The following is a 26,068-nucleotide window of genomic DNA, read 5'->3' on the forward strand; positions in this document are numbered from 1 at the left end:
GCATGGCCGTCGGGGGCATGCTGTATTAGGCTGTGCGCCCAATCCATCATTGGAACAATCCCACATTGGAAACAGAGGCGGTCATGAGCGATACCTTCAGTCAGGCGGATGTCGAGGTGGTGGAGCGCGAAGAGTGCTTTCGAGGCTTCTACAAGCTGGATCGCCTGCATCTGCGCCACCGTCTGTTTGCCGGCGGCATGGGCAAGCTGATCAACCGCGAGCTGTTCGTGCGCCATGATGCGGTCTGTGTGCTGCCCTACGACCCGCGGCGTGACGAGGTGGTGCTGATCGAGCAGTTCCGCGTCGGTGCTCTGGACAAGAGCGCCAACCCCTGGCTGCTGGAGCTGGTCGCCGGCTTGATCGACAAGGATGAGCAGCCCGAAGAGGTGGCGCGGCGTGAGGCGGTGGAGGAGGCTGGACTGACGCTGGGCGCGCTGTGGCCGGTCTGTGCTTACTACCCGTCGCCGGGCGGCTCCGACGAACGGGTGCATCTGTTTGTCGGCCGTTGTGACAGTGTCGGTGCTGGTGGTATTCATGGTCTGGAAGAGGAAGGCGAGGACATCCGCGTGCATGTCCTGCCTTTCGAGGATGCCCTGGCGCGCGTGCGCGACGGGCGTATCGACAATGCGGCAAGCATCATGGCCCTGCAGTGGTTAGCGCTGAACCGCGACGAAGTACGAGGTCTGTGGACGTGAATCTGTTGCGTGAGCGCTACCGGGTCGACCTCGCGGGGCTGCAAGCCACCTGCGAGGCCAACTACGCCCGGCTGATGCGTTTACTGCCGCAGATGCGTGAGAACTTCCAGGCCCGTCGGGTGGCCATGAGTCATGGCGAACACCTGCTCGGTGTCCTGGCACTGGAGGTCACCGAAGCCGGCCCCTACACCACGACTCTGCAGGTACGTCAGGAACACAGCCTGCCTTGGCTGCCCGTGCCGCATCTGGAAGTGCGGGTCTATCACGATGCGCGCATGGCTGAAGTCGTCGGTGCCGCTCATGCCCGCCGTTTGCGCCCCAGCTATCCCTACCCCAACGCGGCCATGCACCAGCCGGACGAGAAGAATCAGCTCAATCTGTTTCTCGGCGAATGGCTGAGTCACTGCATGGCGACTGGTCATGAACTGGCCGAGGTGCGTCGCTGAGCGACAAGAACACGCGACTTCACCTACAGTTGAAACCAAAGTTGCCGATTTATTGGCGCCTGCTAACTGTGAAGTGTTTCCGTTTGTCGGGTTTACCTTCGTACATTGGCACCACCATAATCTTGCCACCCCAGTCAAAGGAGACCGCCCTTGGTGCGCGCGTCCACTCCCGCTTCCGCTGATGCCGTGCTGCTCGTGCAGCTGTCGGACAGCCATTTGTTCGCGGGTGCGCACGACCGGCTGCTGGGCATGGATACCGAGGACAGCCTGGCGCGGGTAATCGAGCTGGTGCGTCAGGAACAGCAGGGTATCGATCTGATGCTAGCCAGTGGCGATCTGTCTCAGGATGGTTCGCTGGCTTCCTACCAGCGCTTCCGCGAGATGACTGATGGTCTGGCTCTGCACAGCCGCTGGTTCGCCGGCAACCATGATCTGTTGCCGAGCATGCGTGAAGCCACCGCGGGCAGTGACCTGCTCGACCCGGTGATTGATCTGGGCAACTGGCGCATCATCCTGCTCGACTCCAGCATCGAAGGCGCTGTGCCCGGTCAGTTCTCGGCTGAGCAGCTGCAGTTGCTGGAGCAGGCGCTGCAAAGCGCCGGCCGCCGCCATGTACTGGTCAGTTTTCATCATCACCCGGTTTCCATTGGCTGCCGCTGGATGGAGCCGATCGGCATTCGCAATCCGGATGCTCTGTTTGCCCTGCTGGCGCGCTTTCCGCAGGTGAAGGCTGTGCTCTGGGGGCATATCCATCAGGAGTTCGACCAGATGCGCGAGGGGGTGCGTCTGCTGGCTTCGCCATCGACCTGTGTGCAGTTCGCGCCGGGCAGTGAGGAATTTCAGGTCGACCACGAAGCCCCTGGCTACCGCTGGCTGCGTCTGCATGCCGACGGCGAGCTGGAGACCGGGGTGTCGCGTGTTACCGGTATCGATTTCGAGATCGATTACAGCGTCAAAGGCTACTGACCTTGCTGGCGGGCGCCCTAAGCTTGTAGCCTCGCGCCCATGACCACGCTTCTCTATATTCATGGCTTGAACAGCTCGCCGGATTCGCACAAGGCGCGTCAGCTGACGGCGGCGCTGCGCCGTATCGGCCTGGCCGAACAGCTGGCCGTACCGGCCCTGCACCATGATCCGCGCCAGGCCATCGCCCAGCTGCACCGCGAGATTGCCCGCCTGGGTCGGCCTTTGCTGGTCGGCAGCTCCCTGGGTGGCTACTATGCGACCCACCTGGCGCAGCAGCATGGCCTGGCACAGCTGCTGATCAATCCGGCGGTGCGGCCGCACCAGCGTTTTAGTGGTTACCTCGGTCCGCAAACCAACTACTACAGCGGCGAAACCTGGGAGCTGACCACTGACCATGTGGCGGCCCTGGCTGAGCTGGAGGTGGCGGCGCCAACTGATCCGGCGCGCTGTCAGGTGTGGCTGCAGACTGCCGACGAGACACTGGATTACCGCGATGCCGCGATCTACTACCGGGCCTGCGCGCTGCGCATCCAGGCTGGTGGCGATCACGGCTTCCAGGGTTTTGCCGAACGTATTCCGGCGCTGCTGGCCTTTGCCGGCTTCGATCCCGCGCTGTGGCGCGATCACGACTTTTCCGATCTTTGAGAGACCCCATGGCTCAACAGAACGCCTACAACGCCGATGCCATTGAAGTACTGTCCGGCCTCGACCCGGTGCGCAAGCGCCCGGGCATGTATACCGACACCGCGCGGCCTAACCACCTCGCTCAGGAAGTCATCGACAACAGTGTCGACGAGGCCCTGGCCGGCCACGCCAGCTCGATTCAGGTGATCCTCCATGAGGACAACTCGCTGGAGGTGATCGATGACGGCCGTGGTATGCCGGTGGATATCCATCCGGAAGAGGGCATCCCCGGTGTCGAGCTGATCCTCACCAAGCTGCACGCCGGCGGCAAGTTCTCCAACAAGAACTACCAGTTCTCCGGCGGTCTGCATGGCGTGGGTATCTCGGTGGTCAACGCCCTGTCCAATCAGGTCGAAGTGCGGGTCAAGCGCGAGGGCAGCGAATACCGCATGACCTTCGCTGACGGCTTCAAGGCCAGCGATCTGGAAGTCATCGGCACCGTAGGCAAGCGCAATACCGGCACCAGCGTGCGCTTCTGGCCGGACCCCAAATATTTCGATTCGCCGAAGTTCTCCATCAGCCGCCTCAAGCATGTGCTCAAGGCCAAGGCCGTGCTCTGCCCGGGTCTGGAAGTCACCTTCAGCGACAAGAACAACGGTGAGACCACCCGCTGGTTCTACGAGGATGGCCTGCGCTCCTATCTGGTGGATGCGGTCAGCGAGTTCGCGCGCCTGCCCGAGGAGCCTTTCTGCGGCAGTCTGGCGGGCAGCAAGGAGGCGGTGGACTGGGCCCTGCTGTGGTTGCCCGAAGGTGGCGAGTCGCTGCAGGAAAGCTACGTCAACCTGATTCCCACCGCGCAGGGCGGTACTCACGTCAACGGCCTGCGCCAGGGCCTCCTGGATGCCATGCGCGAGTTCTGCGAGTTCCGCAACTTGCTGCCGCGCGGGGTGAAGCTGGCGCCCGAGGATATCTGGGAGCGCATCGCCTTCGTCCTGTCGATGAAGATGCAGGAGGCGCAGTTCTCCGGGCAGACCAAGGAGCGCCTGTCGTCCCGCGAGGCGGCGGCCTTCGTCTCTGGCGTGGTCAAGGACGCCTTCAGCCTGTGGCTCAACGCTCACCCGGAAGTCGGCCAGCAGCTGGCCGAGCTGGCCATCAGCAATGCCAACCGCCGCCTCAAGGCCGGCAAGAAGGTCGAGCGCAAGAAGATCACCCAGGGTCCGGCATTGCCCGGCAAGTTGGCCGACTGCGCCGGGCAGGACCCGATGCGTTCGGAGCTGTTCCTGGTTGAAGGTGACTCCGCCGGCGGTTCGGCCAAACAGGCGCGCGACAAAGAGTTCCAGGCCATCATGCCGCTGCGCGGCAAGATCCTGAACACCTGGGAAGTAGACGGCGGCGAGGTACTGGCCAGCCAGGAGGTCCACGACATCGCCGTGGCCATCGGCCTCGATCCGGGCTCGGCCGACCTCACCCAACTGCGCTACGGCAAAATCTGCATCCTCGCCGACGCCGACTCCGATGGTCTGCACATCGCCACCCTGCTTTGCGCCCTGTTCGTGCGCCACTTCCGCCCGCTGGTGGATGCCGGTCATGTTTATGTGGCCATGCCGCCGCTGTACCGCATCGATCTGGGCAAGGACATCTTCTATGCTCTGGACGACGCCGAGCGCGACGGCATCCTCGACCGGCTGCTGGCCGAGAAGCGCCGCGGCAAGCCGCAAGTCACCCGCTTCAAGGGCCTCGGCGAGATGAACCCGCCGCAGCTGCGCGAAACCACCATGGACCCCAACACCCGCCGTCTGGTGCAGCTGACCCTGGATGACTTCGATGGCACCCAGGAAGTGATGGACATGCTGCTGGCGAAGAAACGCGCCGGCGACCGCAAGAGCTGGCTGGAGTCCAAGGGCAATCTGGCCGAGGTGCTGGCGTGACATTTCCCCGGCTGGCAGCCTGGCTGCTGGCGGCCGTAGCGTCTTTCCAGGCGCATGCGGCAGAGGAGTTGCGCCTGCAAGGTGAGCATCCGCTTGAGGGCATGGCCGGCGGCAACCTGTCGGGCTTGGCGCGTTGTGACGGTCAGCTCTGGGCCATCTCGGATCGTGACGATCAGTGGCTCTACCGGCTGCAGCCCGAGGCCGGCGCCTGGCAGGCCGAGGCGCAGCCTCTGCAGGCACCGCCACCTCCGGCAACGGCCCTGACCTGGGGCCTGGCCTGGCGCAACCGCCTCTCGGGCCTGGTGCGTGGCGGTGTTCTGGATTTCGAAGGGCTGAGCTGCGATGCCGCCGGCAATCGTTATGTGCTCAGCGAGACCTACAGCGCGGTGCTGCGAGTAACACCGCAGGGGCAGGGCGAGTGGCTGGATATTGCCCCGTCTGTTTTTCGCCTGGCTCGTGCCAGTGGCCTGCTGCTGGACTACAACGCCCTGGCTGAAGGCCTGGCTGTGTCTGCAGACGGCCAGCGTCTGTGGCTGGCTGCCGAACAGCGACGCCGGGGGCTGCTGGGGTTGCAGTCGAGTCGCACTGGCTGGAGTTGCAGTGACGCTTGTGTGCTGTTGGCCGAAGGCGGCGAGCAGCAGGTACCGATAGAGCTCGGGGGGGAGCCTGAGGCCATCGATTTCAGCGATATCGTTCTGCGTGGCGACAAGCTGTTTACCCTGGAGCGACAGGCACACCAGTTCTGTCGGCGCGACGCACACAGCGCTCAGGTCGAGCGTTGCTGGTCCTATGCGGCAACGGCCCTGGCTGCGCCGCGGCTGTATCCCGGAGTGGACTACGGCACGGCCGAGGCGCTCTGGCTGGATGATGATGCCGCCTGGATCGGCATCGACAACAACGAGGTTGTGCGCGCTGACGGCGAGGCCCGCCCGGTGCTCTGGCAGTTCGCCGCACCTGCTGGTGGCTGGGAGGCGTCATGAGTGCTAACCGCGCCGGTCAGCGTGCCGGCAAGATCATGCTGATGCTCGCCTGGATCGCTGCGCTGGCGCTGGCCACGCATTTCTTTGGCGTGTGGGAGCAGCGCCAGGTCAATCCCAACCCGCAGCCGGAGTCGGTACACGGGCAGGGCTATATCGAGGTACAGCTGGCCAGCGCCCGTGGTGGCCATTACCGCCTCAACGGGCAGATCAACGGCCAGGCGGTGACCTTTCTGATCGACACCGGCGCCACTGCCGTGTCGATTCCGCGTGAACTGGGGGAGCGTCTTGGTTTGAAGCCCGGAGCGCCGGTGGCGCTGAGCACTGCCAATGGCATCGCCGAGGGGCGCCGTACGCGCCTGGCCAGCCTGCAGCTGGCCGATATCCGCCTGCAGGATGTGGCGGCGATCCTCGCCCCCAATATGCCGGGCAACGAGGTGCTGCTCGGCATGAGCGCCCTCAAACAACTCGAATTTACCCAGCGCGACGGCACCCTGGTGCTGCGCCAATCAACACGATAATGAGGCACGCATGAGCGACTCCCTCGATTTGAGCCTGGAAGGCGTGGAACGCCGTTCCCTCGCGGACTTCACCGAGCAGGCTTATCTCAACTACTCCATGTACGTGATCATGGACCGCGCCCTGCCGCATATCGGCGATGGCCTGAAACCCGTGCAGCGGCGCATCGTCTATGCCATGAGCGAGTTGGGCCTGGACGCCGACGCCAAGCACAAGAAGTCGGCGCGTACCGTCGGTGACGTGCTCGGCAAGTTCCACCCGCACGGCGACATCGCCTGCTACGAGGCCATGGTGCTGATGGCGCAGCCGTTCAGCTACCGCTACACCCTGGTCGACGGCCAGGGCAACTGGGGGGCACCGGACGATCCCAAGTCCTTCGCCGCCATGCGTTACACCGAGGCACGCCTGTCACGCTACTCCGAGGTGCTGCTGTCCGAGCTGGGCCAGGGCACTGTGGACTGGGTGCCGAACTTCGACGGCACCCTGGACGAGCCGGCGACCCTGCCGGCACGGCTGCCCAACCTGTTGTTGAATGGCACCACCGGCATCGCCGTGGGCATGGCCACCGACGTGCCGCCACACAACCTGCGCGAAGTGGCGAGCGCCTGCGTGCGCCTGCTGGACGAGCCGAGCGCCACGGTCGAGCAGCTGTGCGAACACATCCTGGGGCCGGACTTCCCGACTGAAGCGGAAGTCATCACGCCCAAGGCCGACCTGCTGAAGATCTACGAAACCGGCCGTGGCTCGGTGCGCATGCGCGCCGTATACCGTGTCGAGGACGGCGATATCGTGGTCACCGCCCTGCCGCATCAGGTCTCCGGGGCCAAGGTGCTGGAGCAGATCGCCGCGCAGATGCAGGCCAAGAAGCTGCCAATGGTTGCCGACCTGCGCGACGAGTCGGACCACGAAAACCCCTGCCGCATCGTCATCATCCCGCGCTCCAACCGCGTGGATGCCGACGAGCTGATGACCCACCTGTTCGCCACCACCGACCTGGAGTCCAGCTACCGGGTCAACACCAACGTCATCGGCCTCGATGGCAAGCCGTCGGTGAAAGACCTGCGCACCCTGCTCACCGAGTGGCTGCAGTACCGCGTCGGCACCGTGCGCCGCCGCCTGCAGTTCCGTCTGGACAAGGTGGAGAAGCGCCTGCACCTGTTGGAGGGCTTGCTGGTTGCCTTCCTCAATCTGGACGAAGTGATCCATATCATCCGCACCGAGGACCAGCCCAAGCCGGTGCTGATGGCGCGCTTCGGTCTGACCGACGTACAGACCGACTACATCCTCGACACCCGCCTGCGTCAGCTGGCGCGCCTGGAAGAGATGAAGATCCGTGGCGAGCAGGACGAGCTGGCCAAGGAGCGCGACAAGCTGCTGGCCCTGCTCGGCAGCGAAGCCAAGCTGAAAAAACTGGTGCGCCAGGAAATCCTCGACGACGCCGAGAAATACGGCGACAACCGCCGCTCGCCGATCGTCGCCCGCGCCGAAGCCCGTGCCCTGTCGGAAACCGAGCTGATGCCGACCGAGCCGGTCACTGTGGTGCTCTCGGAAAAAGGCTGGGTACGTTGCGCCAAGGGCCACGATATCGACGCCACCGGCCTGTCCTACAAGGCCGGCGACGGCTTCAAGGCCGCCGCGCCGGGCCGCTCGAACCAGTACGCGGTGTTTATCGACTCCACCGGGCGCAGCTACTCGCTGGCCGCCCACAGCCTGCCGTCGGCGCGCGGTCAGGGCGAGCCGCTGACCGGCCGCCTGCAGCCACCGCCGGGTGCCACCTTCGAGTGCCTGCTGCTGCCCGATGACAATGCCCTGTATGTGATTGCTTCGGATGCGGGCTACGGCTTCGTGGTCAAGGGCGAGGACCTGCAGGCCAAGAACAAGGCGGGCAAGGCGCTGCTGACCCTGCCGGCCGGAGCTCTGGTGGTGCCGCCCAAGCCGCTGGGCAACCGCGAGGAAGACTGGCTGGCTGCAGTGACCACCGAGGGACGTCTGCTGGTGTTCAAGGTGGCCGACCTGCCGCAGCTGGGCAAAGGCAAGGGCAACAAGATCATCGGTATTCCCGGTGAGCGCGTGGCCAGCCGCGAGGAGTACCTCACCGATCTCGCCGTGCTGCCGAACGGCGCCGCGCTGGTGCTGCAGGCCGGCAAGCGCACCCTGACGCTCAAGGCCGATGATCTGGAACACTACAAGGGTGAGCGTGGCCGTCGTGGCAACAAGCTGCCGCGTGGCTTCCAGCGGGTCGATGCGCTGCTGGTCGAGTTGCCGGGTTAAGCCATGAACGAGCCGGCCGCGCTGCAGTGGCAGAGCCTGGCGGGCACCGAGGCCGGCCTGCTGGTCTCTGGTGCCTGGACACTGCAGCAGGCCAAGCCGGAGCTGGAAATGCTGTGGCGCAGCCGGCCGGCGGCTCTGCAGGTTCTGCGTGTGCAGGTGGCGGTCAGCGCCTGGGACAGCAGCCTGCTGGCCCTGCTGCGGCGCCTGCAGCGTCTGGCCAGCGGCGATGGGGTTGAGCTGCTCCTGCAGGGCCTGCCCGAGGGTGTCGAGCGCCTGTTGCAGATGGCCGCCACGCCCTCGGTGCAGGCTCAGGCCGCCGCACCGCCACGCTACGATCCGGTTTCCCGGCTGGGCCTGCTGGGACTGGCGGTGCTGGCCAGTGTGCGTCAGGCCTGCGAGTTCGTCGGTGAGGTGGTGCTGGCTCTCGGACGTCAGCTGACCGGTCGCGGGCGCATGCGCCGCAGTGATTTCTGGCTGGCGCTGCAGCAGTGTGGTCCCGGAGCCCTGCCCATCGTGGCGCTGATCGCCACCCTCGTGGGTCTGATTCTGGCCTTTGTCGGCGCCGCCCAGCTGGAGGCATTCGGCGCCCAGCTGTACATCGCCAACATGGTGGCCATCGGTATGACCCGCGAGATGGGCGCGCTGATGACGGCGGTGATCATGGCCGGCCGTACCGGTGCGGCCTACGCCGCCGAACTGGGCAGCATGCAGGCCAACGAGGAGGTGGATGCGCTGAAAACCTTCGGCTTTCCGCCGCTGGAATTTCTCGTCCTGCCACGCCTGCTGGCGCTGCTGGTGGCCATGCCGCTGCTCTGTGTGTTCGCTGATGTGCTGGGTATTCTCGGTGGTTTCATCATCGGCGCCGGGCTGTTCGATATCTCCGCGCCGCTCTACCTGCAGCAGAGCCTGGTGATGCTGCAGCTGCCGGACCTTTTGATCGGCGTGTTCAAGAGTCTGGTGTTTGCCGTGCTGATCGGTCTGATCGGTTGCCATTACGGTCTGTCCAGCGGGCGCAATGCTCAGGCCGTGGGGCAGGCCACCACCCGGGCGGTGGTCAGCATCATCGTGGCTCTGGTGGTCAGCGATGCGCTGATAACGCTGATCTGCACACGGCTGGGTATCTGATGGGCGAGATCGTGCTCTCTGCGGAAAACCTCAGCGCCGGCTACGGCAGCCTGGTGATTCAGCACGACCTGAATTTCGCCATCCGTCAGGGTGAGGTGTTCGTCATCATGGGCGGCAGCGGGTGCGGCAAGAGCACCCTGTTGCGCCATCTGATCGGTCTGCAGGCGCCGCTGGCCGGCAGGGTACTGCTGCACGGCGAAGACTTCTGGGCCCATGCCGATGAGCAGCGGGCCGAGTTGCAGCAGCAGTTTGGCGTGCTGTATCAGAACGGCGCCCTGTGGGGGGCGATGACCCTGCACGAAAATATCGTGCTGCCCCTGACCACCTACCGCCCGCAGCTCTCGGCGGCCGAGTGCCGCGAACTGGCGGAGATCAAGCTGGCGCTGGTCGGTCTGGCTGGTTGTGCCGATCTGTACCCGGCCGAGCTGTCCGGCGGCATGCGCAAGCGCGCCGCGCTGGCACGGGCGCTGGCACTGGACCCGCAGGTGCTGTTCTTCGATGAGCCTTCGGCGGGGCTCGACCCGCTCAGCTCGCTGGCGCTGGATGAACTGATCCTGCAATTGCGCGACAGTCTGGGCGCGAGCATCGTGCTGGTGACTCACGAACTGCCGAGCATCTACCGGGTGGCCGACACCTGCCTGTTTCTCGATAACCAGACACGTACCCAGATTGCCTATGGCCCGCTGCAGCAGTTGCTGGAGCAGGGGCCGCCGGTGGTCCGGCGTTTTCTGCAGCGTGGCGAAGGCCCTGCTGCCGCGGAGGAATCATGAGCCAAGCCCGCCAACCCTTTCTGATCGGCGCTTTTCTGCTCGGAGGCCTGTTTCTGCTGGTCGCGGGCGTGCTCCTGCTGGCGCGCGACAGCTGGTTCAGCGAGCCCAACGAGTATGTGGTGTATTTCACCGGCGCCCTCGATGGCCTGGATATCGGCGCTGCCGTGACCTACCGCGGGGTCAAGGTCGGCACCGTGAAGGAAATCCGCCTGTCCTATGACGAGGAACTGCAGGATGTGGTGATGCCGGTGATCCTGCAGATCCAGAAGCCGGGCAGCGCAGACGAGGTCAACAATGAGCAGATCGGGGCGTTGGTCGAAGAGCTGGTTGAGCGTGGTTTACGCGCACAGCTGCAGACGCCGAGTCTGCTGACCGGCAAGGCCATCGTTGCTTTGGACATGTTTCCGGAACAGGCCGGTTTTGTGCACTCCGGAAAAGGCATCCCGCTGCCGGCGATTCCCAGCGTGCCGTCGCGTATCGATCAGGCTGCCGATGTGCTGCGCGAGCTGGTCGCCAGTTTGCGCGAGCTGCCGCTCAGGGAAATGACCGAGTCGGCGACGCGTACTCTGCAAGGTCTGGAAAAACTGAGCAACTCCAAGGATTTGCAAGAGAGTGTGGCGCACATGAACCAGCTGCTGGGTAAGCTGGATCGCCTGAGCGGCAAGGTCGAGCAGCAGTTGCCGGGCTTGCTGGAAGATGCCCGTGGCAGCAGTGGCGATCTGCGTGCCGCGGTTGGCGAGATTCGCCGTGCAGCGCAAAATGCCGCCGACGCGCTGGCTGAGGTCAATCAACTGGTCGTCAGCAGTCGCCGTGATCTCGGCCCCGAGTCGGCGGTTCAGTACGAAATGCTGCGTGCCCTGCAAGAGCTCAGTCAGGCCAGCAAGGCACTGCAACGGACAGTGGAAGGCCTGGATCAGCAGCCGCAATCGCTGATCTTTGGCAAACAACGGTAGGGATGTGATGAAGTTCTTTCCTTTGGCGCCCATGCTGGCGTTGCTCGGCAGTCTCCTGATCACCGGTTGCGCGCTGCAGCCATCGCCGCAGTTTTATCAGCTGGATGCCGGCCAGCCGGCGCTGCCAACCCGCGACAAGGGCCCGGCGGTGCTGCTCGGGCCGCTGAAACTGGCGGATTACCTGCAGCGCGAGAATCTGCTGCAGCGTGAGAGCGACGGCCGTCTGCAACTGAGTCAGGAGGCCCGCTGGGCGGGCAGTCTGGAGGACGATGTCGGTCAGTTGCTGGTCCGCCAGTTGGCCGGACGTCTGGATAGCAGTCGCGTGGCCCTGTATCCGGATCGTGTTGGCTTCGTCGGGCAGTGGCAGGTGGTTCTGACCATCGGCCGTCTGGATTCCGGTGTCAGTCAGCCGGCCGTGCTGGAAGCTCAGTGGCGCGTTCTGGACGCTGCCGGCAGCCTGCGCGACAGCCGCCTGGTGCGGCTGCAGGCCGAGCACGATGGTGCGGTGGCGTCTCAGGTGAAGGCGCAGAGTCAGTTGCTGCAGGAACTGGCGGGAGAACTGGCGACGACGTTGGGCAAATTGCCCGTCAGCAGCCCGCCTGCCCGCGCCACCGGCAAGTCGGCCGGTCAGCGTCCGGCTAGCGTGCCGAAGGTGGCTCCGCCTCTGCCGGTGCCGCAGGCTGAGGTTTACCGCTTCTGAGCCTCTGCACGCACAGGCGCAGTAACCCAATAGCCGCGCTGGCTATGAGGCAGGGCTGCCATACCCATAGCCATTCCGAGGCCAGCACCGCTAGCCCGCGCGGGGTAAAGAAACCGTGCAGAAATGGTGATACTTCGATAGGGCGCCAGGGTAGGAAATAGCGCTGGGCGTCCCAGGGCCACAGCCAGGCCACGCCCAGGCCGCCGTTGGTCATTGCATCCAGCAGGCTGTGCGATCCAGCTGCGGCACTAACCCAAAACAGGGCTGTTATCGGCCGACAGCGTAAGCCGCGACAGGCCAGCATGGCCAAGATCCCGCATAGCCCGGCAAATAGCAGCGAATGACTGAAGCCGCGATGGCCAAATACATCCTGATAGGCAATACCGAGGCGAAAAGCGAGCATGTCGGCGTCCGGCAGGCAGGCGGCAATCACTCCCAGCCAGAGCAGGCGTGGCGGTATTACACGACTGCCCAGCGCCAGGCCAAGGGCCAGCGCGGGCAGCGGGTGGGTGATCAGGGTGGTCATAGGGCCGTTCCTTGGCCGAGGTCTGTCAGCGGCCGCGTGCGTCGTGCATGCGCGTCAGCTGGCGCTCCAGCAGGGCCGGATAGGGGTCGAGCAGGCGCTCGACGCAGCAGGCGCCCTCGGGACTGGCAATCGGGCGGATGCGGCTGCGCTGGCGCAGCAGGCTGTCGTCGCCGATCTGGCGTTCGATCAGCAGCAGGTTGCGACTGTGCTGCGACAGCGCCAGAGCACGCTGTACCGTGTCGCTGAGCAGTAGCTCGCCGTGGGCCAGGCCGCTGAGGTTGTCGCCCAGGCTCAGGCCCAGCTGCAGTTGCAGGGTGATGCCGCTGTCGGCCACCTCGATTTGCAGGGCGTGGCCAAGGGCGCGCATCAGCTCGCCGCAGCAGATGGCGTGGGTCAGGTAGTCCTCGGCGGCATTCTGCGCATGGAACAGAATCAGGCTGCTGCCGTCGCTGAGGGTGTGCAGCTCGCCCTGATACAGGGCCGCGCTCTGCGCCATGCAGTCGCGGTAGCGCTCGAGCAGATCAACCAGACGTGCACGTGGCAGGTGGCGTAGCTGGTCCTGGGCGCCGAGCTGGATGGCCAGGACAGCGCTGTTGTAGGTCGGCGCTGCCATCGGTGCGGCCGCGTGGGCGGGCTGCTCGTCCAGGGTGGGCTCCAGATCATCGAGATCAAGCAGCTCGTCGTCTTCGAAGTCCTGATTGGACGGCTTTGACGGCGCCGGCCGCTGGGTGTCAGCGAAGTCGGGCTCGTCGTCGAAGTCGGCGGGAAAGTGTTCGTATTCGTCCTGTGCCGCCGGCGCTTCAAGGTCCGGGTAGTCATCTTCGGATTCGACGCCGGCCGGCTCTGCCACCGGTTCGGGGCGTGGCGGTACCAGGCGTGCCTGCAGCTGGCGGGCAAGATCGCCGATCTCGTCCTGACGGCCGGCTCCCGGCGCCGGATCATCCGGGTCGCGTAGCCAGACGCGCAGCTGCAGTAGGGGCAGTGACAGGTGCCGGCCCAGGCGCAGGCTGAGCGACAGGCTCAGGGCCAGCAGGATCAGGCTGAGAATGCCCATGCTCTGCAGGCTGATGGTCATCGGTTGCTGGAACTGCTGCATGTCCAGGCTGATGCGCAGGTGACCGGCGATCACTTCCTGGAAGGTGATGGGGGTGGAGTACAGGCCTTCGGTCTCGCCGATCAGGGCCTGGCTGGGGCGGGTGCCGGCTTCGGCCAGCACGCGGTTGTCCACGCTGTAGATGGCTGCGTGGGCCACCAACGGGTTGCGCACCAGGTTGCTGAGCAGCACGTTGAGGCTGAGGATGTCGTTGGACACCAGCAGCTCGGTGGCCGAGGCGGCGGTCTGTACGGTCAGGCTCTGGCCCAGAGCGTCGGCCTGTTGCTGCATGGCCTGGCGGAACTGCATGCCCATGACCCATGTGTAAATCAGCAGGGCCATCACCACCAGCAGCAGGCTGTGGCTGGCAATCCGCAGGGCGAGCGGAATGCGCCGCTGACGCAGGGCATTGAACAGCAGCAGGAAGAAATTGTCGGGTTTGACGCTGTTGGGCCGGTTCACAGGGCGCGGCTCTTCTCGAATAAGTTGGCGCGCAGTATAACCAGCACCCCATAGGCGGCAAAGCGCCGCGGCTCACGGTTGCGTGCGCTTTGCGGGTAGAATGGCCTCCTTTTTTCCTGGTTTTCTTGGTTTCCCTGGAGAGGTGCGCCTTGCGCGAAATCGTCCTGATCAACATTACCGGTGAAGACCGTCCCGGTCTGACTTCGGCCATTACCGGCGTACTGGCACAGGGCGGGGTGAATATCCTCGACATCGGCCAGGCGGTGATTCACGACACCCTGTCCTTCGGCATCCTGGTCGAGATCCCGCATACCGAGGAGGCGTCTTCGGTGCTCAAGGATGTGCTGTTCACGGCCTACAAGCTGGACCAGCAGGTGCGCTTTACCCCGGTATCCGAGGCGGATTACCAGCAGTGGGTCAATGGTCAGGGCAAGCCGCGGCATATCGTGACCCTGCTGACGCGCAAGGTCACCGCCGAACAGCTCAACCGGGTCAGCTCGATCACCGCCAAGTACGGCCTGAATATCGATCACATCGATCGCCTGTCCGGACGTATGCCGCTGGATATGCCGGAAGATCAGGGCAAGGGCTGCATCGAGTTCTCCGTACGCGGCGAGCCGGCCGATCCGGTGGCGCTGCGCGAGGAGTTCCTGCGCGAGGCGCAGGCGCTCAACGTCGATATCGCGTTCCAGCAGGACTCGCTGTTTCGCCGCAACCGGCGCCTGGCGGTGTTCGACATGGATTCGACCCTGATCGAGGCCGAGGTGATCGACGAGCTGGCCAAGGCCGCCGGCGTGGGTGAGCAGGTGGCGGAAATCACCGAGCGGGCCATGCGCGGTGAGCTGGATTTCCGCGCCAGCTTCAAGGAGCGCCTGGCGCTGCTCAAGGGGTTGTCCGAGGACGTGCTGGAAGAAATCGGTGCTTCCCTGCGCCTGACCGAGGGAGCCGAGACGCTGTTCGCTGAACTCAAGCGTCTGGGCTACAAGACCGCGATTCTTTCTGGCGGCTTTACCTATTTCGCCAAGCAGCTGCAGGCCAAGCTGGGTATCGACTACGTGTATGCCAACGAGCTGGAAATCGTGGATGGCAAGTTGACCGGCGTGGCCATCGAGCCGATTGTCGATGCTCAGCGCAAGGCCGATCTGCTGCGCGAGCTGGCGCACAAGGAAGGCCTGCAGCTGGAGCAGACCATCGCCGTGGGTGATGGTGCCAATGACCTGCCCATGCTCGGGCTGGCCGGTCTGGGCGTGGCTTTCCGGGCCAAGCCGCTGGTCAAACAGTCGGCCAAACAGGCGATCTCGACCCTGGGTCTGGACGGTGTTCTGTACCTGCTCGGTCTGCGTGACCGCGACGGACACAACTGAGTCCGACCTGAAACAAAAAAGCCGCCCTGAGGCGGCTTTTTTGTGGGCGGCTTACTCGTCGCCGGACGAGAAATCGTAGTCCATGCTCTGGCTGGGGCCCTGCAGGTAGTAGCCCTGGATATAGTTGACGCCGGCCTGCCAGAGTGTGGCCAGGGCGCTGGCCGACTCGACGAAGGGCACGATGGTCAGCTTGGCCTGGGCGTGCAGGCTGGCCAGGAGGGTCTTGAGGGCTTCCTGGTTTTCCGCCTTGGTTAGATCTTGGCTGTAGGAACCGTCAATTTTGACGAAGTCCACGGCCAGGTGCTTGAGCGTGTTGAAAGGGTTCAGCGAGCAGCCAAATTGGCAAAGAGCAACTTTGCAGTGCAGTTGCGCCAGGCCTTCGGTAAGAACCTTCGCTTGTTTGAGGTAGGCAATGGCATCCGGCTCGTTGAACTGGAACACCAGCGTATCAGAGGGCAGGCGCGCCGCCTTGAGTGCCACGCTGAGCCATGGCAGCAGACTTGGATCCTGCAGGCTGTTGCTCGACAGATGTACGAAGAGGCGTGTTTCATGGCCTTTGGAGCGGTGTTCGGCGAGCAGCTTGATGGCGTTGAGAATGACCCAGCGATCAAGCTTTTCGGCCAGGCCCGCATCTCTTGCGGCACTCAGGAACTCACCAGGGGCTACTTCTTTGCCTTCAGGGTCAAGTAAGCGGAGCAGTACTTCGTAGTGCTCGAAGCTGTCACCGCGCAGGCTTATCACCGGCTGGAACAACAGGCGGAAGCTGTTCTGCTCCAGTGCCTGTTGAACCATGGCGACCACGTTGCCTTGGCTGGCTGCCTTGCGCAGGTCGTCTGCCGGGTCGTAAATCTTCAGGCCGTTGCCGGGCAGCTCATCGGCACAGCGATGTGCTCGGTCAACCACTTCCTGAGCTTGAGCTGTTTTCTCGTTAACGCCGGCCACGCCGATCGACAGGGTGGTCTGCAGGGTGCGACCGGAGACCTCGAACAGATGGCCTTCGACTTTTTTCAGCAGGTTCTGCAGGCTCTCCCGGCATTGTTCAGGCGTTTGCTCGGCCAGCAGGGCGCAGAAAACATCATCGCCAAAGCGGGCCAGTTCTGCCTGCTGGCCGAAGTGGCCGCGCAGCATGTTGGCCAGATCAGTGAGCAGCAGGTCGACGCCGGCCATGCCGGCTTCGGCGAGCAGGGTCGAGTACTTGTTGACCTCGATATAGGCCAGAGTGGCGCTGCGACCACTGCTGACGGACTGATTCACTGCACCGTCCATGAGCGAGAGGAAATAGGCGCGGTTGTACAGGCCGGTGACCAGATCCTGACTGCTGATTTCGCGTAGCTTCTCTTCCAGCTCCGCATTGTTTGCTTCGGCGCGGATCACCACCTGAATGCACGGCTCGGCATCGTAGGTTGCCGGGGAGAAGCTCATGGTGGCGCGGAAGGTTTTGCCGTCGATGGTCACGCCGCCACAGTTGAGCTCGGCGCTGCCCTCGGCATAGTTCTTCAGGAAGTCCTTGAAGGTCGCCTGATCGGCCGGATCGATCAGGTCGATCATCGGCATGCCTTCCAGCTCCTCGGCATCTTCGTAGCCGAATAGCTGAAGGTAGGCGCGGTTGGCGTAGATGTGCATGCCGTCGTGGACGTAGGTGATGGCATCCACCGAGCTGTTGAGCAGCAATTGGCAGCGTTTTTCTGCTTCACGCAGCGCCACTTCGGCGACGCGCCGGGCGCGTCGTTCGTTTAGGTTGGCCAGTTCTCGCTTAGCAATCAGGATCAGGCGCTCGTCTTCACCCTGCGGCAGAGCATCCTGAGCACCCAGCGCCAGTGCCTCGGTAATGGCATCGGCATCGTTGCCTTCGATCATCTGGATGAACGGAATGTCCTTGGCTTGCTTACGGATCGCATTGAGCGCTTCCAAGGGGTCCAGATTTTTGCTGTGCGGGGCGGCAACGAGCAGGTCCCAGCTTTGTTGCAGGGCTTCAGCCATGTCATCGCTGGAGGTCAGGCGATGAACGCGGGTAGCGTTGCCCGCGTTACGGAACAAGCTGACGAGGCGTTCGGCTTCGTTTTGCGAATCCTCTAGGATCAGCAGCCGTATTGTTTTCTTTTCTATGGCCATGAAAAAGCTCTAAATCGCGGGTAAACAGCGACTCTTGGGCGGCTACAGGAGGGTTCGCCGCAATCTACAGTGACTTCCAGAGGGAGTCAAAATCTTCCGGGGCACCAGGCTGCGAGCTTGACGAGCCTGTGAGCGAAGTTGTGTTCTCACTGATTGGCTGATCAAGCAGGCGATATTCAAACTGATTGAAGCTGCCTGTGCTTGCCTTGCGTCTGGTCAACAAGGCACGTCGCTCGTCGCCATTCCGATTAAGGTGCACTTTGTTGCCCTCTTGGAATGGCAGACGGGCAGTGATCAGACTGGCGGGTTGCGATATCACTGCGATTTCCGGCAACAGCAGGGCGCGGAGGTATTGGCTTGGCTGTTCGGCTTTGCGAAGCAGTTGGACAGCGCAAGGCTGTGCCTGCGGTGCGATCAGTTCGATGCCCATCTGCGTGCCGCCGCCTTTGACCTGACGAATCCAGCGCACCACTGCAACGCTCCAGCTGCTGTGCGGCTCATCCTGTAGTCCGAGGATCTCACCTGCTTGCAATTGACTAGGTACTTCGCGTGGCCAGCTCAGGCAGTATCCACCGGGGCTGAGGTTGACGATGGGAAGCTGGAACGTCTGTGGGCGTTCTGCACTGCTGTCGGCGGAGTTACGTTCAGATTGGCTGTTCTGCTGTTGAGGCAGTTTGAACTGGATTTCCTCGCTCTCAATACCTTGTTCCCAGTGGCTGATGCGTTCCGCGTCGAAGGCATTGGCCCAGACATCGCGCGTTGACGTTGTTGTCACTGTCGGTTTTGCAGGCGTGTCGCTGCTCAGTTTCAGCGTGTCGTTGAAGGACTTCTCCCCTGAGAGGAAGAAGTGCAGTGGGCTCATGCCAATGCACAGGGTGAGCGTGCCTGAGGCTGGGTTGCGCTGGAATGTGCGTTCAGCGATATCGCCCCAGGCTGACTGCAGGTGCTGAAGCAAGTCTACATGCAGTCCCTCGGGTACCGGCAGGGAATGGTTTTCGCGCTCCTGCGGAGTTGCTGCCAGATACTTGGCGATGCCATCAATCAGGCGTCGAGGATCGAGTCCCACTAGACTGGAAAGGCTCGCACTGGGAAACAGGGTCTTGTAGCGCGGAGGTCCATCCACTTCGCTGGAGAAGGCGAACAGACTGCTATCCAGCTCAGCGCTCTGTAGGGTTACCAGATCACTCCACTGCTCTAACGCTTCGGCAACCCTTGCAATGCCCGACTGACGCATCTGATTGCTGCGGGCGCAACCGAGCATAAGTGTCTGGATGTAAGTCTGTTCGGGGCTGAGAGTGTCGCAATGACGAGCCTGGGGCTCTCGAACCTGTTGTTGGTGCAGCCCCACCTGCTTGGCCAGTCGATACAGCTGGTGCAGCTCCAGCCAGAGTCCTTCTGGCATCGGGCAGTACAACTGTGAAGCACGTACCAGTGGACCGAACATGCTGTGCATGGCGCGCTGGATAGCCAGGGCCATGATCTGCCCGCGTTCGCGAATGAACGGTTGAGCTTCCTGAGTGACGATCAGCTTGTAGCCTATAGCCAGATGGTTCTGTAGAGCCTGGCAAAGATTGGCTACCTTGCGCGGACGCTCGTCGAGAACAATGGCCTGATTGAGAAAATGCTTCTCCAGATGCTTGCAGACGAAATAGACCTCCGGGCGCAACAGCTCAAGCAGTTGCAGGCGGTTTTCCGTAGAGGTGATCAGTTGGTTGAGCTCAACCAGGCAGTGATAGAGCTGGCGCGCCATTTCGCCCAGATTGGCCTTGGGTAGATTACCCAGCCAGCGTTTCAGGTCGCGCGGTGATGCCTCACTGAATGTCAGACTGTGCTGAGTGGGCGTGGGAACGCGCAACTGCTGATGTGGACTGGTTCTTTCCATGTCGATCGAGTGCTCCGCGGCGCTGGCTAAACGCCTGTCTTTTCAGGCAACTCTAGCAGTATCCGGGGCCGCTGGCAGCCCGAACACTTGATCTGTTTGAGGCGGCCCTGCCTTGAAAAAGATGGCAGGGCACAGGGCGTCAGAGGGGCAATGCCAGTTGTTGACCCATGCGTACCGGGCTGGTTTCGCCAAGGTTGGCAGCCCATTGCACCTGTTCCGGGCCAAATAGCACGATGGCGGTCGATCCTAGTTTGAAGCGGCCGATTTCGGCGCCCTTGTCGAGCTGGGTGGGGCCTTGCGGCTGGTCATAACGCACGCTTTTCAGTTCGCGGCGTGGCGGGGTAACCAAGCCGGCCCAGACGGTTTCGATACTGGCAACGATCATGGCGCCCACCAGCACCACGGCCATCGGCCCGCGCTCGGTATCGAACAGGCAGACCACGCGCTCGTTACGAGCGAACAGCTCTGGGACGTTTTCGGCCGTGGTCTGGTTGACCGAGAACAGGCGGCCCGGCACGTAGACCATTTCCTTCAGTGTGCCGGCCAGCGGCATGTGCACGCGGTGGTAGTCCTTGGGCGACAGGTACACGGTGGCAAAATCGCCGCCCATGAAGGGTGCGGCGCGTTCGGCATCGCCACCCAGTAGCTCCAGCACGCTGTAGCTGTGACCTTTGGCCTGGAAGATACGGCCATGCTCAATCTTGCCCAGCTGGCTGATGGCGCCGTCGGCCGGGCAGAGAATGGCACCTGGAGTGGTGTCCAGCGGCCGGGCTCCCTCTTTCAGCGCGCGGGTGAAAAAGGCGTTGAAGTGCTCGTAGGCGTTCAGGTCTTCGACGGCGGCTTCGCGCATGTCGACCTGATAACGGCGGGCGAACCAGGCAATCAGGCGGCTCTTGAACCAGGGCGCGCGGCATTCGGCGGCGCAGCCGATCAGGCGCGACAGCAGGTGATGGGGCAGCAGGTACTGGCTGAGGATGAACAGGCGCTGTTTCATGATGCTTCCTTGAAGAGAAAATTAGGTCGTTGTGCGGCTCAGGACTCGATCGGTGTGTCCGTCAGGTTGCCCCATTCCGACCATGAGCCGGCATAGGCCTTGATCCGCGGGTAGCCCAGCGCCTTGGCCACCACGTAGGTGAAGCCGGAGCGGCGGTGGGTCTGGCAGTGGGTGATGATTTCCTTGTCCGGTGTGATGCCCAGATCCCGCAGCACTTGTGCCATATCGCTGCGGATACGCAGCCCGCGCTGAGGGGCCATACCGGCTGTCCATTCGAAGTTGATGGCGCCGGGGATGTGGCCGCCGCGTGCGGCAAGGACTTTCTCGCCGCTGAATTCGGCAGGGCTGCGGGCATCCCAGACGGCCAGATCGGCGGCGCCGAGACGGCTCTGCAGGTAGTCGCGCGTGGCGCTGGGGGCATCCTGAATTGTCAGCTTCAGCGGCTGCTTGGCGACGGCTGGCGGAATGCTCTGTGTTACCGGAAGGCCGTCAGCCAGCCAGGCCTGCAAACCGCCGTTGAGGAAGTGGTAGCGCTGGTGGCCGATCACGTCGAGCAGCCAGATGAAGCGTCCGGCCCAGCCACCACCTTCGTCGTCATAGACCACGTAGACAGCCTCCGGGTGATGACCCAGTTCGGCAAACAGATCTTCCAGCTGCTCCACGGGCGGCAGCAGGCCGGGTGCAGGAGGCTGGCCAAGCTGGGTGCGCTTGCTGTCAACCCAACGGGCCCCGGCGATATGCCCCTCGGCATAGCGAGCAGCGCTGCTCAGATCGACCAGAATCAGCTCATTGGCCTCCAAGCGGCTAGCCAGTTCGGCGGGCTCGATCAGCAGAGGCAAAGTGGCGAACGCGGACATGATGGCATTCCGGGGCTGCAAAAGAGGCGATTGTAGCGGAAAGCTCAGCGGCCGCGGCGGGCGAAGCTGCCCAGAGCGCGCTCGATGCATTGCACCGTTTTACCAAACGCTAACAGCTGGGTTTCGCTGAAAGGAGCGCCTTGTGCATCGACAATCACAAGCATGGCGACATGGCCCTGATTGGCGATCGAACGCATTATCAAGTGCTGACCATTGAATAGGCTCTTCAAGCTTCCCGGCAGTAGTGCGGAGAATTGCGCCATGTTTTCGGGGGATAAACGCAATTGCCCGGCCTGACTGAGCAGTCGGCGCAGTACCTGACTTTGCTGCGGATCAAGTGCCAGTTTGCTGGCTTCGACTGGCAGTCCGTGGCTCTGTTGGGTTTGCAGGCGAGTGTGCTGACGGTCTGTGAGCATCAACAGGACACGTTGCATCCCGCAGTGCTGCAGGGCGTCACGGGCGCATTGGGTTAGTTGCAGCACATTGGCGAATGGCGTTTGCTCTTTGAGCAGCTCGCTGCAGGCCTGTCGCCAGGCCTGCACGCCGGCCGGTGCTGGAGTAGGAGCAGCAGCGGCTGCTTTGCGCAGCGGTTTCCAGCGCCGCTCCGTCCAGGGCCAGAGCAATGCCTCGGCAGGGTGCCAGAGGCCCGCATGGGCGTGGTGGCGTGCACTATTTATGGCTTGCTGGTGGATCTGTCCCTGCAGTTCACCCAGCGCGGTATTCAGATAAAGCCCGCTCAGGCGCTGCCAGCGCAGGCTGTGCTGGCCTTCCCAGGCAATGTGTGCTGACAGTGCTAGCCCGTTGGCAAGCAAAATGCTGTTTTCCGGGCGTGTCAGCCAGCGCCGCAATTGTTCATCTGCATCCAGAACCTGTTGCTGATGCAGCGGATGCTCGTTGTCGCGGGCGATATGCAAGGCTTTGACCAGTAGGCGTCGATCATTCAGCAGCAACTGGTAGCAGTGGATGATCCAGCTGGGTAAATGCCACTGCTCTGCCAGTTGCAGGCAGATTTTCAGCAGCGGCACGCCCAGCAGTTCGCGTTCCACGGCGAGGCCCGGCTCGCCTTCACAGAGCACGCGCCGCGTCCATTCCTGCAGCAACACCGGGTGGCTCGCCGCCAGCGGCCAGAGCGGGGCAAGCAGCAGCAAGGCGCCGCTGTTGATTTCTTGCCACAGTCGCGCCAATTGTGCGCCGAACAGGCCGCTGGCCTGCTGTGCAGCATGCTGACTGATCAGTTGTACCTGACGTAGAGGCTGGGGAATGGCGCTTTCTTCAAGCACAGGAAAGCGTCGCAGAAGTTCTTCAGTATTTTTCAGGCCGATTCTATTCAGCGCGGTCTCAAGGGTGGTGGCTGGCTCGCTCAGTGTGCTGCCGCTGCGGTTGGCCTCGCGCATGACAGCTAGCGCTGCTGAAGGGCAATCCTGCAGGCGCTCGGCGATATCGCGCAGCGAGCGCCGGCTGTCCATTACGGTATGCAAGATCTGATCACGGCTGCGTGCCGTAATGGGCAGGCGGACACGTTCCAGTTGCTTTATCCACTGATCGAGGGTGCGCGGAGCTGAGGTATTGGCGGTCATGCGGATTGAGCCTGACTGGCTTTTCGCCCTAAGTGGCTATAGTCTGGCTCATATCTTCCGATAAATAGAAGGGCTGTGTTTCCTGGCCCTTCCGTCAGCCTCGAAAAGCTTTATTCCTATGGCAAAAATCATCGGCATCATTGTGGTGTTCGGCAGCGTTCTGGGTGGGTTTATCCTCTCGGGCGGCAAGTTCATGGCCCTGATTCACCCGTTCGAGGTGATGATCATCGGTGGCGCTGCGCTGGGTGCATTTCTCCAGGCCAACCCTGGAAGCACCTTCATGCACGTGTTCAAGAAGTCGCTGAAGATGTTTGGCACGCGCTTTACCCACAGCTTCTACCTCGATGTGTTGAAGATGCTTTACGAGATTCTCAACAAGAGCCGCCGCGAGGGCATGATGGCCATCGAGGCCGACGTCGAGGATCCGAACGCCAGCCCGATTTTCAGCAAGTACCCGACCGTACTCGCCGATGCGCATATGACCTCCTTCATCTGCGACTACCTGCGCATCATGTCCTCCGGCAACATGGCGCCCCACGAGCTGGAAGGTCTGTTCGATCAGGAGCTGGAAAGCCTCAAGGAAGAACTCGAGCACCCGGCCCATGCCGTGGCCAAGGTGGCCGATGGCATGCCGGCGATGGGTATCGTGGCGGCGGTGCTGGGTATCGTGATCACCATGTCGATTCTCGCCTCGGCCAGCAACGCCCAGATCGGTGAAAAGGTGGGTACCGCGCTAGTGGGTACTTTCCTCGGGATTCTCGCCTCCTATGGCTTCTTTGCGCCGCTGTCGGCTGCGCTGGAGCACGATGCCAAGGAAGAAATGAACCTGTATGCCGCGATCAAGGCCACGCTGGTGGCTTCTGCATCGGGCATGCCGCCCACGCTGGCCGTGGAGTTCGGGCGCAAGGTGCTGCTGCCTGCTCACCGCCCGAGCTTCAGTGAGCTCGAACAGGCGATGCGCGGCGGCTAAGGCTGACTCATGGAAAATAATCAGCCCATTATCGTTAAGCGGGTCAAGAAGAGCGCTGCCGGTCACCACGGTGGCGCCTGGAAGATCGCTTTCGCCGACTTTGCTACCGCGATGATGGCCTTTTTTCTGGTGATGTGGCTGATGTCATCGGCCACGCCCGAGCAGAAAAAGGCCATTTCCGGCTACTTCCAGGACCCTATCGGCTTTACCGAAAGTGCCAGTCCCTATGTCATTGACCTGGGGGGGACGCCGACGCCGGCGCCAGATCGCACACTCAATCCGGAAATTCAGGGGCAGCCCAGCTCGGACGAGATTCATATCAATCCTCAGTCGGATGAGGGGCAGAAGGGCGAAGGCAAGATCGATGAGGAGCTGGCTGAGAGCGTGGCCGAGAAGGTCGAGCGCGAGCGCTTGGAAATGCTCCTGCAGGAGCTGCAGAACAAGGTCGAAGAGAATCAGGAGCTGAAGAAGTTCAAGGATCAGATTCTCTTCGAGATCACCCAGGACGGGCTGCGTATCCAGATCATGGATGCCGAGAACCGCCCCATGTTCCGTCTGGGCAGTGCGCAGCTTGAGCCCTACTTCGAGGACATCCTGTTGGCCATGTCCGAAGTGATCAAGGCCGTACCGAACAATGTCAGCGTCAGTGGACATACCGACGCCAAGCCGTTTGCCGAGGGCGCGGAGTTCACCAACTGGGAACTGTCAGCCAACCGGGCCAACGCGGCGCGGCGTGCGCTGGTGTTCGGCGGCCTGCCGGATACCCAGATCGCCCGGGTGGTTGGTTATGCCTCCTCGGCGCTGTTTGACCGCGAGGACCCCTTCAATCCGGTCAACCGGCGCATCGATATCATCGTGCTGACCAAAAAGGCGCAGAGACGCCTGGAAGGGCAGGATGGTCAGAATACGGATACGGCTGAGCCACCCGCTCCGACCACTGATGCCCCGCCGGGTGCCGCCACTCCGGGCAGCACTCCGTCGCCCGCTGAGCCCCTGGGTGCCGGCGAGGTGCGGGAAAAGCTCAATGTATTCGAGGACGGCGCTCTGCAGTTCGATCAGCCGAGCGAGTAGCAGGCGTTACCTTTCTTGCGGGGCAGTCCTGCTGCGGCAGTCCTGTTATTCCGCGTCTCAGTATTCCGTTTCCGGCAGGCTCGCCAGAATGTGCCGGTAGCTGGCCATGCGCTGTGGCTGGATGCGTCCGTCTTCCAGCGCCTGCAACAGGGCGCAGCCGGGTTCGCGGTCGTGCTTGCAGTCGCGGAAGCGGCAGTGGCCGAACAGCTCGCGAAACTCGATAAAGCCATCTTCCACATCGCTGCGGCTGACATGGCCGAGGCCGAATTCGCGGATGCCGGGCGAGTCGATCAGGTCGCCGCCGCGCGGGAAGTGGAAAAGGCGCGCCGTGGTGGTGGTGTGGGTGCCTTTGCCGGTTACCTCGGACAGCGCGCCGACACGGGTATCGATGCCCGGCAGCAGGCTGTTGATCAAAGATGACTTGCCCACCCCGGACTGGCCTACGAATACGCTGATGCGTCCGTCCAGACGGTCGGCCAACTGATCCATGGCGGTGCCGTCATGGGCCGAAACCTCCAGCAGCGAGTAGTCCAGCTGGCGGTAGGTGTTCAGCAGGTTGTCGAGAAAGACGCTGTTCTGCTCATCGATCAGGTCGGCCTTGTTCAGCAGCAACAGCGGGCGGATGCCGGCGTGCTCGGCGGCGATCAGGTAGCGGTCGATGAGATTGGCATGTGGCTCGGGCAACGGCGCGAAGACGATGACGATCTGGTCGACGTTAGCGGCCACCGGCTTGAGCTGGCCGCGGCTGTCCGGGCGGCACAGTTCGGAGTGGCGTGGCAGCTGGGCGACGATGACGCCGTGGCCCTGATTGCCCGAGCGCCAGACCACCCGGTCGCCGGTGACCAGCGGGGGCAGGTTGGCACGCAGGTGGCAGCGGTAGACGCCACCGCTCTGCTCGCCATCCAGTGCCTCGACCTCGACCTGTACGCCGAAGTGGGCGATCACCAGGCCGGTCTGCTCTGGGCCGAGATCGCCGCCCTCCAGTTCGTCCAGCATGCGCGACTCGCGTTTGGCGGCACGGGCGGCGCGTTCTTCCTGGATTTTCTCGATGCGCCAGTTTTGCCGACGGCTGAGGTGACGTTTGGCCATGATGGTCCCGGGTATGAAGTCGCCGCGAGTTTAGCATGGGCGCGCCAGCCTCAGGCTTTCAGCCGCCTCCGGCTTGGTTACACTGCAGCGATCTGAA

At 63.0% G+C, this 26,068-nt stretch carries 23 protein-coding genes; 15 read left to right on the forward strand and 8 right to left on the reverse strand.

Features of this window, described 5'->3' with window-relative positions; translation table 11 throughout:
* The first annotated feature begins 83 nt into the window (after positions 1 to 83).
* The 12 genes from nudF (at position 84) to CK486_RS00395 (ending at position 11,974) form a co-directional block, all read left to right on the forward strand.
* Positions 84 to 695: an ADP-ribose diphosphatase gene (gene nudF / locus CK486_RS00340; RefSeq protein ID WP_095938325.1), complete on the forward strand. Its 612-nt coding sequence runs from the start codon at positions 84 to 86 to the stop codon at positions 693 to 695.
* On the forward strand, positions 686 to 1,141 hold the full coding sequence (locus tag CK486_RS00345) for a DUF1249 domain-containing protein (RefSeq protein ID WP_095938326.1): 456 nt from the start codon (positions 686 to 688) through the stop codon (positions 1,139 to 1,141). The genes nudF and CK486_RS00345 overlap by 10 nt, the downstream gene beginning before the upstream one ends.
* Before the next feature lie 150 nt (positions 1,142 to 1,291).
* Positions 1,292 to 2,107, forward strand: a complete 816-nt coding sequence (gene cpdA, locus CK486_RS00350; RefSeq protein WP_371915468.1) for a 3',5'-cyclic-AMP phosphodiesterase — start codon at positions 1,292 to 1,294, stop codon at positions 2,105 to 2,107.
* Between the two features lie 39 nt (positions 2,108 to 2,146).
* Positions 2,147 to 2,752, forward strand: a complete 606-nt coding sequence (locus tag CK486_RS00355; RefSeq protein WP_095938327.1) for a YqiA/YcfP family alpha/beta fold hydrolase — start codon at positions 2,147 to 2,149, stop codon at positions 2,750 to 2,752.
* An 8-nt stretch (positions 2,753 to 2,760) separates the two neighbouring features.
* Positions 2,761 to 4,659, forward strand: a complete 1,899-nt coding sequence (gene parE, locus CK486_RS00360; protein WP_095938328.1) for a DNA topoisomerase IV subunit B — start codon at positions 2,761 to 2,763, stop codon at positions 4,657 to 4,659.
* A complete protein-coding gene (locus CK486_RS00365) occupies positions 4,656 to 5,639 on the forward strand; it encodes an esterase-like activity of phytase family protein (RefSeq protein ID WP_256574331.1) in 984 nt (327 codons plus the stop codon). Before parE ends, CK486_RS00365 begins: the two co-directional genes overlap by 4 nt.
* Positions 5,636 to 6,157 (forward strand): TIGR02281 family clan AA aspartic protease, encoded by a 522-nt coding sequence (locus CK486_RS00370; protein WP_256574332.1) that lies wholly within the window; start codon positions 5,636 to 5,638, stop codon positions 6,155 to 6,157. Before CK486_RS00365 ends, CK486_RS00370 begins: the two co-directional genes overlap by 4 nt.
* 10 nt (positions 6,158 to 6,167) lie before the next feature.
* A complete protein-coding gene (gene parC / locus CK486_RS00375; RefSeq protein WP_095938329.1) occupies positions 6,168 to 8,426 on the forward strand; it encodes a DNA topoisomerase IV subunit A in 2,259 nt (752 codons plus the stop codon).
* 3 nt (positions 8,427 to 8,429) lie between these two features.
* Positions 8,430 to 9,551 carry an ABC transporter permease gene (locus CK486_RS00380; RefSeq protein WP_095938330.1) on the forward strand — a complete coding sequence of 374 codons (1,122 nt, stop codon included), beginning with the start codon at positions 8,430 to 8,432 and terminating at the stop codon, positions 9,549 to 9,551.
* The gene (locus CK486_RS00385; protein ID WP_095938331.1) at positions 9,551 to 10,321 is read left to right on the forward strand and encodes an ABC transporter ATP-binding protein; all 771 of its coding nucleotides are present in this window, start codon (positions 9,551 to 9,553) and stop codon (positions 10,319 to 10,321) included. Before CK486_RS00380 ends, CK486_RS00385 begins: the two co-directional genes overlap by 1 nt.
* Positions 10,318 to 11,274, forward strand: coding sequence for an MlaD family protein (locus CK486_RS00390; RefSeq protein WP_095938332.1), 957 nt, complete (start codon positions 10,318 to 10,320; stop codon positions 11,272 to 11,274). The genes CK486_RS00385 and CK486_RS00390 overlap by 4 nt, the downstream gene beginning before the upstream one ends.
* A 7-nt stretch (positions 11,275 to 11,281) precedes the next feature.
* On the forward strand, positions 11,282 to 11,974 hold the full coding sequence (locus CK486_RS00395; RefSeq protein WP_095938333.1) for a membrane integrity-associated transporter subunit PqiC: 693 nt from the start codon (positions 11,282 to 11,284) through the stop codon (positions 11,972 to 11,974).
* On the opposite strand, the gene CK486_RS00400 is transcribed toward CK486_RS00395, so the two are convergent.
* Positions 11,913 to 12,500: a metal-dependent hydrolase gene (locus CK486_RS00400; RefSeq protein WP_095938334.1), complete on the reverse strand. Its 588-nt coding sequence runs from the start codon at positions 12,498 to 12,500 to the stop codon at positions 11,913 to 11,915. The two genes, CK486_RS00395 and CK486_RS00400, sit on opposite strands and share 62 nt — an antisense overlap.
* Before the next feature lie 25 nt (positions 12,501 to 12,525).
* Entirely contained in the window at positions 12,526 to 14,055 is a 1,530-nt protein-coding gene (locus CK486_RS00405) for an AhpA/YtjB family protein (RefSeq protein WP_095938335.1), read from the reverse strand.
* Between the two features lie 149 nt (positions 14,056 to 14,204).
* Between CK486_RS00405 and serB the strand changes: the two genes are divergently transcribed.
* Positions 14,205 to 15,419: a phosphoserine phosphatase SerB gene (serB, locus tag CK486_RS00410; protein ID WP_095938336.1), complete on the forward strand. Its 1,215-nt coding sequence runs from the start codon at positions 14,205 to 14,207 to the stop codon at positions 15,417 to 15,419.
* A gap of 51 nt (positions 15,420 to 15,470) precedes the next feature.
* Here serB and CK486_RS00415 read toward each other — a convergent pair whose 3' ends face one another.
* The 5 genes from CK486_RS00415 to CK486_RS00435 form a co-directional block, all read right to left on the reverse strand.
* Positions 15,471 to 17,531 carry an EAL domain-containing protein gene (locus CK486_RS00415; protein WP_095938337.1) on the reverse strand — a complete coding sequence of 687 codons (2,061 nt, stop codon included), beginning with the start codon at positions 17,529 to 17,531 and terminating at the stop codon, positions 15,471 to 15,473.
* A 64-nt stretch (positions 17,532 to 17,595) separates the two neighbouring features.
* Entirely contained in the window at positions 17,596 to 19,413 is a 1,818-nt protein-coding gene (locus CK486_RS00420) for a molecular chaperone (RefSeq protein ID WP_095938338.1), read from the reverse strand.
* A gap of 139 nt (positions 19,414 to 19,552) precedes the next feature.
* Positions 19,553 to 20,407: an archaetidylserine decarboxylase gene (gene asd / locus CK486_RS00425; protein WP_095938339.1), complete on the reverse strand. Its 855-nt coding sequence runs from the start codon at positions 20,405 to 20,407 to the stop codon at positions 19,553 to 19,555.
* A 38-nt stretch (positions 20,408 to 20,445) separates the two neighbouring features.
* Positions 20,446 to 21,264 (reverse strand): rhodanese-like domain-containing protein, encoded by an 819-nt coding sequence (locus CK486_RS00430; protein ID WP_095938340.1) that lies wholly within the window; start codon positions 21,262 to 21,264, stop codon positions 20,446 to 20,448.
* 44 nt (positions 21,265 to 21,308) lie between these two features.
* Positions 21,309 to 22,841 carry an HDOD domain-containing protein gene (locus tag CK486_RS00435; RefSeq protein ID WP_095938341.1) on the reverse strand — a complete coding sequence of 511 codons (1,533 nt, stop codon included), beginning with the start codon at positions 22,839 to 22,841 and terminating at the stop codon, positions 21,309 to 21,311.
* Positions 22,842 to 22,959: 118 nt separating this feature from the next.
* Here CK486_RS00435 and motA point away from each other — a divergent pair, with 118 nt between their 5' ends.
* Positions 22,960 to 23,811: a flagellar motor stator protein MotA gene (gene motA / locus CK486_RS00440; protein WP_095938342.1), complete on the forward strand. Its 852-nt coding sequence runs from the start codon at positions 22,960 to 22,962 to the stop codon at positions 23,809 to 23,811.
* A 9-nt stretch (positions 23,812 to 23,820) separates the two neighbouring features.
* Positions 23,821 to 24,882, forward strand: coding sequence for a flagellar motor protein MotB (motB, locus tag CK486_RS00445; RefSeq protein WP_095938343.1), 1,062 nt, complete (start codon positions 23,821 to 23,823; stop codon positions 24,880 to 24,882).
* Between the two features lie 57 nt (positions 24,883 to 24,939).
* Here motB and rsgA read toward each other — a convergent pair whose 3' ends face one another.
* Entirely contained in the window at positions 24,940 to 25,971 is a 1,032-nt protein-coding gene (gene rsgA / locus CK486_RS00450) for a small ribosomal subunit biogenesis GTPase RsgA (protein WP_095938344.1), read from the reverse strand.
* Between the last annotated feature and the right edge of the window lie 97 nt (positions 25,972 to 26,068).

Source organism: Pseudomonas sp. HAR-UPW-AIA-41, assembly GCF_002304225.1.
Taxonomy (GTDB): Bacteria; Pseudomonadota; Gammaproteobacteria; order Pseudomonadales; family Pseudomonadaceae; genus Aquipseudomonas.